The sequence below is a fragment of the Sphingobium sp. genome, assembly GCF_035511395.1.
Classification (GTDB): Bacteria; Pseudomonadota; Alphaproteobacteria; order Sphingomonadales; family Sphingomonadaceae; genus Sphingobium.
Genome location: NZ_DATKFP010000011.1, coordinates 1 through 8,966, shown reverse-complemented (window position 1 = coordinate 8,966; position 8,966 = coordinate 1). Strand labels below are relative to the sequence as shown.

The 8,966-nt window shown below is 63.2% G+C and carries 9 protein-coding genes and 2 tRNA genes; 4 read left to right on the top strand and 7 right to left on the bottom strand.

Annotated features, from left to right (window positions below):
• Positions 1–45: 45 nt before the first annotated feature.
• From VMR39_RS00505 to VMR39_RS00490, 4 genes are all read right to left on the bottom strand, one after another.
• Positions 46–252, bottom strand: a complete 207-nt coding sequence (locus tag VMR39_RS00505) for a hypothetical protein (protein ID WP_325413309.1) — start codon at positions 250–252, stop codon at positions 46–48.
• Positions 253–255: 3 nt separating this feature from the next.
• Complete coding sequence (locus VMR39_RS00500) at positions 256–465, bottom strand: HNH endonuclease signature motif containing protein (RefSeq protein ID WP_325413311.1); 210 nt, start codon at positions 463–465, stop codon at positions 256–258.
• Positions 466–1,355: 890 nt separating this feature from the next.
• A complete protein-coding gene (locus VMR39_RS00495) occupies positions 1,356–2,192 on the bottom strand; it encodes an integrase arm-type DNA-binding domain-containing protein (protein WP_325413308.1) in 837 nt (278 codons plus the stop codon).
• Positions 2,193–2,299: 107 nt separating this feature from the next.
• Positions 2,300–2,376, bottom strand: a tRNA-Met gene (locus VMR39_RS00490).
• A 283-nt stretch (positions 2,377–2,659) separates the two neighbouring features.
• Here VMR39_RS00490 and VMR39_RS00485 point away from each other — a divergent pair.
• The 4 genes from VMR39_RS00485 (at position 2,660) to VMR39_RS00470 (ending at position 6,837) form a co-directional block, all read left to right on the top strand.
• Positions 2,660–4,069, top strand: a complete 1,410-nt coding sequence (locus VMR39_RS00485; RefSeq protein ID WP_325413306.1) for a circularly permuted type 2 ATP-grasp protein — start codon at positions 2,660–2,662, stop codon at positions 4,067–4,069.
• A gap of 136 nt (positions 4,070–4,205) precedes the next feature.
• Positions 4,206–5,138: an alpha-E domain-containing protein gene (locus VMR39_RS00480; protein ID WP_325413305.1), complete on the top strand. Its 933-nt coding sequence runs from the start codon at positions 4,206–4,208 to the stop codon at positions 5,136–5,138.
• Between the two features lie 23 nt (positions 5,139–5,161).
• On the top strand, positions 5,162–6,034 hold the full coding sequence (locus tag VMR39_RS00475) for a transglutaminase family protein (RefSeq protein ID WP_325413303.1): 873 nt from the start codon (positions 5,162–5,164) through the stop codon (positions 6,032–6,034).
• A gap of 65 nt (positions 6,035–6,099) precedes the next feature.
• On the top strand, positions 6,100–6,837 hold the full coding sequence (locus tag VMR39_RS00470) for a peptidase (RefSeq protein WP_325413301.1): 738 nt from the start codon (positions 6,100–6,102) through the stop codon (positions 6,835–6,837).
• A 20-nt stretch (positions 6,838–6,857) separates the two neighbouring features.
• Here VMR39_RS00470 and VMR39_RS00465 read toward each other — a convergent pair.
• From VMR39_RS00465 to VMR39_RS00455, 3 genes are all read right to left on the bottom strand, one after another.
• A tRNA-Thr gene (locus VMR39_RS00465) sits at positions 6,858–6,933 on the bottom strand.
• Between the two features lie 118 nt (positions 6,934–7,051).
• Positions 7,052–7,909, bottom strand: coding sequence for a hypothetical protein (locus tag VMR39_RS00460; RefSeq protein ID WP_325413299.1), 858 nt, complete (start codon positions 7,907–7,909; stop codon positions 7,052–7,054).
• A partial coding sequence (locus tag VMR39_RS00455) for a replication-associated recombination protein A (RefSeq protein ID WP_325413297.1) occupies positions 7,906–8,966 on the bottom strand: 1,061 nt, incomplete at its 5' end. The genes VMR39_RS00460 and VMR39_RS00455, both read right to left, overlap by 4 nt.

Here is an 8,966-nt window from a genome sequence, read left to right as displayed (position 1 = left end):
CAACCCCCCCCCCCCCCCAGATCGGTCCGATCCGGCCCATTCGGGTCAGCCTCGGCTCATCTGGACGTCGGTGCCGCTGACCTCGAACGTCGCGACGACCTGCGACGTGCCGTCTGCCCGCGTCGTCACCTGGCACTGCGTCTGGCCGGGCAGGGCGTCGCCGTTCTGATCGCAGAGCATCAGCATGGGCAGGCCACCGTCCCAGCGCGGAGGCTTCATCACTACCATCAGCATGTTCACGCCATTGGACATCGGTCAGTTCCTATTGCGCCGCTGTGCCCGCGCTGCCTCCTCTGCCGTCTTGTCATCGTGGCAGGGCTTGCAGATCCCCTGATAGTTATCACGCTCGCCTGTGCCGCCCTCGCTCAGGGGAGTGATGTGGTCGGCGATGGTTGACGGGGTCACACGGCCACGCGCGTGGCATGGCCTGCACAGGGGCTCTTCCTGCAACACGATCGCTCGCATCCGATCATGATCGCGCCCGTAGCCGCGCTCATGTCTGCTCTTGCGCGTGCTCGCCCATGCCTTGGCACGGGGCTTCTGCTTCAGCGCGGGCGGACGCCTGGGCATGTCCGTCTACCCCTTAATGGTGATCGCTATATCCCACAGAGGATGTAAGCCGATCGAGCGACCCGAAGGCCGAGGCTCCAAGCCAGACAGCTTTCGTCTGGCCCGGTATCGAAAGGTGCCGGGCCGTTTTTCGCCTCGTGTACCAGCCTCACGCTTGAACATGTCCTAGCTGCGTGATGAACGCAGGCAGTGACCCCTTGAACACCCGACAAACGCTATCTGGCTCGCGGCCATCAACCCGCGCAACGGAAGGCACCGTTATTGTGTGCGCAACCATACGGTGTTGATATCTTGCCGATGATGCTCCGCAATAACTTCGATCAACCGCCAGCCGATGCCAGGGGGATGCACATTGACTGGCGGCTTCCGCCCAAGGCGGCGGCGGAAATGATGTGACGCGAGGCGATCCTCTCGGTCCAATTGAGCCGGCCCGTCTGGGCTGCTGGGTAAATCCCCAACGCCGCGTCACCAAGCCCGATAGCTGGAACGGCGCATGCACCAAGCCAGCCAGAGCGGGAACAGAAATTGCGTTGCACACCTACCGACCGCCCATCGGCGTCCGGTAGTTTGGTCGGGGAGCGCAAGGGTCGATGCCCCAGTTCGTCTAGCCCCGTCAGCTGCTATGGCAGCGGTACCCAATTAGGGTTGGCCCATGCGTAGCACAACAGGCAGGATGCGCCAAGCCTCTACTATCATGGTATGAATCCCGCCAAAGTCGATCACCGCACTTGTTCCATCGCTCTTCATGACCGAGCCCTCCAGTCCGGCCAGCGCGGAAACTTCGGTCACCGTAACCCTGTCGCCAGGCGCGAACGTCTTACGCACTTGGCGCAGCGCCTTGCGACGCGCTCGCTCAGTCCCCAAACGCTCAGCGCGGATGCGAATTGCTTCCTCCCGCGTGTCCGCATCCCGCTCAGCCTGCGTCGCGGCATCTGCGACGCTCTGGGCTTACCATGGAGCTGGCCGCTACCATCGGCACGGGCGAGGTCCGGGCGTCCGGTGTCCGCGACCTCATGATCCTCTTCGCCGAATATGCGCTGGCGCAGCCGGTGAGCCGTCTCGACGGCTCCGCGGTTCTCCACCAGCGTCAACAGGTCGAGCAGACGGGGCGCATCGATGGAGGTGATTGGAAGCGCGCCGATCGCGTCGAACACATTTTCCTCCAGGCTCTCCCATACCTTGTCGGCGTGGCGCTGGACCCATGTCCCCTTCTTCTTATCGAACCATGTCTGCGCAACGCTTCGGAATGTGTTGACCGTGGCGGACGCTTTGGACTTCGCTGCGATTCGGCGCTCCGTCGCGGGGTCGCGGCCCTCCAGCAGCATCGCCTTTGCCTCGTCGCGCCGCCGGCGAGCCTCCACCAGAGTGACGGCAGGGTAGGGGCCGAAGGTCAGCGTCTTCTGCGCGGGCGTGTGCGGGTTCTTGGCGCTGCGCCCATAGGTATAGTTCATGCGCCAGTGCTTCCCGCCGGCGGGCGAGACATGAAGATAGAGCTGGTTGGAGTCGGCCAGCTTGTAAGCCGTCTCACGCGGCCGGGCGGCCTTCACTTTCGCATCAGTGAGCACATCAACCTCGATACCATGTTTTCCATGGCCGCTACCATGGATCATACCCCGCGCCATGGTAGACGCGTGTAGACTTCCATAGTCGCGGACGAGATTTATAGAGGGTCAAAACCCCCGGAAATCAAGGGGTCGTATCCCGATATAGGCTGCTATAGAATGAGAAATGGTAGCGGAGGAGGGACTTGAACCCCCGACACGCGGATTATGATTCCGCTGCTCTAACCAGCTGAGCTACTCCGCCCCAAGGGCTTCGCGGGGCGGCTCGCCCTGCGGTGAGGCGGCGCTATACGCAGGCAATTGGGGTCGGTCAACGGGCCTTTGTATCAAAATCGAAAAAAATGCAGCGACCAGCCTGGCGCGAATTAACCTGCAGCCTAAACGAAAGCGTACGGCTTTTCCGCCATGAAGGTGAACGGCGCGGAAACCTTTTGGCTGTCAGCCATTTTTGCCTTGCAATCGCCACGGCGCGGCGCACTAATATTGCATTGCACAACCGGCCGCGTGGCCGAGGGAGGATCGACAACTTGCCCTTCCATGAAATGTTTGAACCCGATGGTTCGATACGCCCCTGTTATGACGAAGTGCAGAAATGGGTGGAGCGAACGGGCATTGCCGGGCTCAATCGCCGCATGGATGAAGCGGAGGCGATCTTTCGTCGTATCGGCATCACCTTCGCCGTCTATGGCGAGGGCGGCGATCCGGAGCGGCTGATCCCCTTCGACCTTTTGCCGCGCATCTTCACCGCGAACGAATGGCGCACTCTGGACAAGGGCATCCGCCAGCGCGCCCGCGCGCTCAACGCCTTCCTCCACGACGTCTATCATCGCGGGGAGATCGTGAAGGCCGGGATCATGTCCGCCGACATCATCTACAAGAACAGCGCCTATCTCGCCGAAATGGCCGACTTCACCCCGCCGGGGAAGGTTTACAGCCATATCGTCGGCATCGACATCGTCCGCACCGGTCCGGGCAGTTTCGAGGTGCTGGAAGATAATTGCCGCACTCCTTCGGGCGTGTCCTATATGCTCGAAAATCGCGAGATCATGACGCGCATGTTCCCCGAACTGTTCGCGCAGGGCGTGGTCGCGCCGGTGGACGACTATCCCGCCGAATTGCTGAAAAGCCTCAAGGAAGTCGCGCCGCCCGCCTGCAAGGGCGATCCGGTCGTGGTGGTCCTGACCCCCGGTTCGCTGAACAGCGCCTATTATGAGCATAGCTTCCTCGCCGACCTGATGGGCGTGGAACTGGTCGAGCCGGCAGACCTGTTCGTCGATAATGACCGCGTCTGGATGAAGACCACGCTGGGGCCGAAGGCGGTCGATGTCATCTACCGCCGCATCGACGACGAATATATCGACCCGCTCGTCTTCCGCCCCGACAGCCTGCTGGGCGTGCCGGGCATCTTCAACGTCTATCGCAATGGCGGCGTGACGCTGGCGTCGGCGCCCGGATCGGGCATCGCCGACGACAAGGCGGTCTATATCTATGTGCCGGACATGATCCGCTTCTACCTGGGCGAGAAGCCGATCCTCGACAATATCCAGACCTGGCAGTGCGGCAAGCCGGACGAGTTGGCTTATGTGCTGGAAAATCTGCACGAACTGGTCGCCAAGGAAGTCCATGGGTCGGGCGGCTACGGCATGTTGATCGGGCCGAAATCGACCAGGGAAGAGGTCGAGGCCTACGCCCAGCGGATCAAGGCCAATCCCGGCGAATTCATTGCTCAGCCGACCCTGGACCTGTCGACGGTGCCGACGCTCGGCCCGGCGGCGGTGGTCGGGCGTCACGCCGATTTCCGGCCCTATTGCCTGGTCGGCAAGCAGATCCGCCTCGTCCCCGGCGGCCTCACCCGCGTCGCGCTGACCGAAGGGTCGCTGGTGGTCAACTCCAGCCAGGGCGGCGGAGTGAAGGACACTTGGGTGTTGCAGGATTGATGATGCTCATTCCACTTGAACACCCCACCCGTCATCCCCGCGCAGGCGGGAATCCATCTCCTGCCATTTCACCAAGCGGAAGGGGTGGGACATGGATCCCCGCCTCCGCGGGGATGACGAATGTTGAGGCCAACCCATGCTGAGCCGGACCGCCGAAAATCTCTTCTGGATGGCGCGCTACATGGAGCGCGCGGAGGCCACCTCGCGCCTCCTCACCATGGGGCAGCGCATGGCGATCCTGCCCGGCGCGCATCATCGCGACGAATGGCGCTCAGTCGTCCGTGCGACCGGTGGAGGACACCAGTTCCCCGAAGGCACGATCGTCACCGAGAGCGACGCCATCGCCTTCCTGATGCTCGACCTCGACAATCCCAGCTCGATCCGTTCCTGCCTGCTCAAGGCCCGTTCCAACGCCAAGTCGGCGCGCACCATGCTGACGCAGGACATGTGGGAAGCGTTGAACGAAGGCTGGCGCAAGCTCGACAGCTATGATGTCGGCGAGGCGCGGCAACAGCTTCCTGCGCTGATCGATTGGGTGAAGACGCGCGTCATGACCTTTCGCGGCGCCGCGCATTCGGGCCAGCTCCGCAACGAGGGGCATGACTTCCTGCGCACCGGTTCGGCGCTGGAGCGGGCGCAGATGACCCTGCGTCTGCTCGACGTCAAATATTATGTCCTGCTGCCCGAAACCGAGGTGATCGGCGGCAATCGCGACCATTATCAATGGACGTCGGTTCTCTATGCCCTGTCGGGCGCGCGTGCCTACCATCATGTCTATGGCGGCACCTACACACCCTGGCAGATCACCGACTTCCTGATGCTGAACCGCCTGTTTCCGCGCAGCGTCGCCTATTGCTACGACCAGTTGGCTTATCGCCTGAACCGGCTCGCCGGCTGGCATGACGCGCGCGGCGCCTGCCATGACACGGTGCAGGAGCTGGTCGCCGGGCTCGAAAGCCAGGACAGCGGCGAAATCTTCCGTCGCGGCCTGCACGAAACCGTCCAGAATGGTCTGCGCATGACCAACCAACTCGGCGCCGAAATCGCCGAGACCTATCATTTCGGCTGAGGCGGGGAGGGAAGGCTGGAGCCATGAAGCTGCTCGTCCGACACCAGACCATCTACCGCTATTCCGCGTCGGCGGGCCGGGTGGCGATGCGGCTGAAGCTGATGCCGGTGAATACACCCGCGCAGAAGGTGCTGGAATGGCAGGTGAGCGTGAATGACGAGCTGCTGACCGGTTTCCGCCCCAACAGCTATGGCGAAAAGGAGGCGATCTGGATTCGCCATGACCGGCTCGATAATGCGGTGATCGTGGCAGAGGGGCTGGTCGAAACCCATGAAAGCCACGGCGTGGTCGGCCATCTGGAAAGCCGCGTGGACCCCCGCTATTTCCTGCGCGATACCCGCCTGACCCGTGCGTCGGAAGGCATCGCCGCCATGGCGCGCGACCTGCCTGAACAGGATGGCCCACTCGCCATGCTCCACGCGCTGTCCGCGGCCGTCAGCGATGCGGTGCAGTATCGTGCAGGCGTCACCACCTCCGACACGACCGCCGCAGAGGCCTTCGCGCTTGGTGCCGGCGTCTGTCAGGACCATGCGCAGGTCTTCATCGCGGCCGCGCGCTCGATCGACATTCCCGCCCGCTACGTATCGGGCTATCTGCTGGCCGGCGAGGGGGATGTGCTGCACGAAACCCATGGCTGGGCAGAGGCTTATGTTCCCAGCCTTGGATGGATCGGTTTCGACCCATCCAACCGCGTCTGCGTGACCGAACGCTATCTGCGCGTCGCCAGTGGTCTTGATGCAGATGAAGCCGCGCCGATCCGTGGCTCGGTCACGGTGGCGGGCGACATATGGATTGACGCCGACGTCCGGATCGCGCAGGCGGAGGATGGAGTTGAGGAGCGGCAGCTGCAAAAGCAGCAACAGCAAAGCACCCCGCCGCCCCACTCTGCGGGTTGAACAGCGCGATTGCCCATCGGACGACTCGGGCATCGCGGCAGAGAAAAGCAGGAGGCCGGGGGGCCGTGACTTATTGTGTGGCCGTGCGCGTGGACCAGGGACTGGTCATGCTGTCCGACACCCGCACCAATGCGGGCATGGACAATATTGCGCGCTTCCGGAAGAGCTTCACCTATCATGTTCCCGGTGAACGGGCGATCACCCTGCTCTGTTCGGGCAACCTGTCGATCACCCAAGGGGTGAAGGCGATGCTCAGCAAGGCGATCCGCGAGGCCGAGCTGAATCCGGATGTCGAGACGATCTGCAATTGCGAGACGATGCACCGCGTTGCGCAGATCGTGGGCGAAGCGATGCGCACCATGCAGGGCCGCTACCGCGAGAGCATCGAAATGGGCGGATCGGGCGCCAGCGCATCGATCATGGTGGCGGGCCAGCGCAAGGGCGGCAAGCCGCGGCTCTACCTCATCTATTCCGCCGGCAATTTCATCGAGGCGACCGAGGACACGCCCTTTTTCCAGATTGGCGAGCATAAATATGGCAAGCCGATCCTCGACCGAATCATCACCCGCGAAACCCGGCTGGAGGATGCGGCCAAGGCGGTCCTGCTGTCGATGGATTCGACCCTGCGGTCCAACCTGTCGGTCGGCATGCCGCTCGACCTGACGGTGATCCCGACCGACACCTACGACTTCCGCGTTCGCACCCGGATCGAGGCGGACAATGAGGAGTTCGCCATGATTTCCCAAGGCTGGAGCGCGGCGTTGCGCAAGAGTTTCGAGGATCTGCCCAACGTCCTTGATTGAAGGCGTTATTAGGGAAGGGATGGTGCCGGCTAGAGGGCTCGAACCCCTGACCCCCTGATTACAAATCAGGTGCTCTACCAACTGAGCTAAGCCGGCCCGGATTCGCCATACGATCGACCCCATGGGCAGTCAATCGCGGGCTGGCGAACCCATAATATACTCTTTTGCTTGCCCACCATCGGGGCGCGCCGTTTCGTGTGCGACGCCCTTACTATCAGATCACGCCGAAGGTCCAGCCCTCAGTTCGTCCTATTTGCGGGGTCAGCGCCGCGGGAGTCCACATGTCCGGGCGAAGCGCGGTTTTTCGCATCCAGGCGGCGGTCACGATGGCGTCCGCACCATGATCGTCGGGCATGGTATCCCGATGATCCTGCGATCCCAATGTTGCCAGGGCATCATTCAGCGTCGCCAGATCGCGAATCTTGGTGCGACCCTTGGGCCGGCCGGCGGCGCGGGCGGCGATGCTGGTATAGATCTCGACCACCAGTGATCCCTCGGCAGGCAGCGGGTCGAACGGCCAGACCGGCACCTGGTCGCGGATATGGTGCAGCAGGCGCATCCCCGCAAAGCTGGCCTTGGCGACTTGTGCCGCGCCGATCGCGTCATACACGGTCGACGGCTTGCCGCCGCCGCCCGCATTATAATGCGCTTCGCAGGCGCGATTGTGCATGAAGCCGGCCTTCTCTCCATCGGCCTTGCCGAAATAGAAATGGCGGCGATGGGCGACCTCCAGCAGGCTGGCCGCGCCCAGATCGACATCCTCGCAGATCGCATCGACATAGGCCCAGAAGGCGGGAGCGTCCTCTGGCACGGCATCACCGGGCAGATAGGCGCCCCGCGCCACGAAGGGCGGGGCAAAGCTGAAATCGAAACCGAACAGCGTGGGCGATGCCGTCGCCGTTTCCTGCAGCCAGTCGGCGACAGCCTGCCGCGACCAGATGCCGTCGGGCGCCGGGATCAATTGCGGTACGGCATTGCCGGCCTCGCACAGGGCGACGGCAATCCCCTTGTGCCGCGCGCCCTTGGCCCCCGACCAGTCGATCGCGGCGAAGCGCGCGAAACGGGGCGTCACGCCGAACCGCGCTCCGCCCGCAGCTTGTTCCAATGGGCGATGCGTTCGGCGATCCGCGCCTCGAACCCGCGATCGGTGGGGCTGTAGAAGGTTTGCGGGGCCATTTCCTCGGGCCAGTAATTGGCGCCGGAAAAGCCCTGTTCCGCGTCATGATCATACTGATAGCCCTTGCCGTAGCCGACCTGCTTCATCAGCTTGGTGGGAGCGTTGACGATGTTCATCGGCGGCATCAGTGATCCGGTGTCGCGCGCCGATTTGAAGGACGCATTCATCGCCATATAACCGGCGTTAGACTTGGGGGCGGTCGCGCAATAGAGGCAGGCCTGTACGATCGCCAGTTCGCCTTCCGGCGATCCCAGAAACTCATAGGCATCCTTGGCGGCGAGGCACTGGACCACTGCCTGCGGATCGGCCAGGCCGATATCCTCTGTCGCGAACCGGACGAGGCGGCGCAATACGTAGAGCGGTTCCTCGCCCGCCGTCAGCATCCGCGCCAGATAATAGAGCGCCGCTTGCGGATCCGATCCGCGCAGCGATTTATGCAGGGCGGAAATGAGATTGTAATGCCCCTCCCGATCCTTGTCGTAGACCGCGACGCGCCGATGCAGCAGCGCCGACAGGCCGGCCGGATCGAGCGGCTCGGGGATATCGATCGAATAGAGCGTCTCGACCTGATTCAGCAGGAAGCGGCCGTCGCCGTCCGCGCTCGCCAGCAATGCCTCACGCGCTGCGGCGTCGAGGGGCAGGGGGCGTCCGATCAGCGCTTCCGCGCGGTCGAGCAACTGCTCCAACGCGGCTGCGTCGAGGCGGCGCAGGATCAGCACCTGCGCCCGCGACAACAGCGCTGCGTTCAGCTCGAAGCTCGGATTTTCCGTGGTCGCCCCTACCAGCGTGACGGTGCCGTTCTCGACGAAGGGCAGGAAACTGTCCTGCTGCGCACGGTTGAAGAAGTAAGGGTGCCTGGCATACTCGGAAGCATACTCGGACCTAGATAAAGCAGGGGCTGCGCGTAGCCTCCGTATTAGCGCAGCGCTGCCCCTGCTGAAGCGATGCCTTG

Bases quoted from the DNA above. Each gene is read 5' to 3' on its own strand.
- VMR39_RS00500 (WP_325413311.1), bottom strand. From the start codon at position 465: ATGCGAGCGATCGTGTTGCAGGAAGAGCCCCTGTGCAGGCCATGCCAC.
- VMR39_RS00495 (WP_325413308.1), bottom strand. From the start codon at position 2,192: ATGGCGCGGGGTATGATCCATGGTAGCGGCCATGGAAAACATGGTATC.
- VMR39_RS00475 (WP_325413303.1), top strand. From the start codon at position 5,162: ATGAAGCTGCTCGTCCGACACCAGACCATCTACCGCTATTCCGCGTCG.
- VMR39_RS00480 (WP_325413305.1), top strand. From the start codon at position 4,206: ATGCTGAGCCGGACCGCCGAAAATCTCTTCTGGATGGCGCGCTACATG.
- VMR39_RS00505 (WP_325413309.1), bottom strand. From the start codon at position 252: ATGTCCAATGGCGTGAACATGCTGATGGTAGTGATGAAGCCTCCGCGC.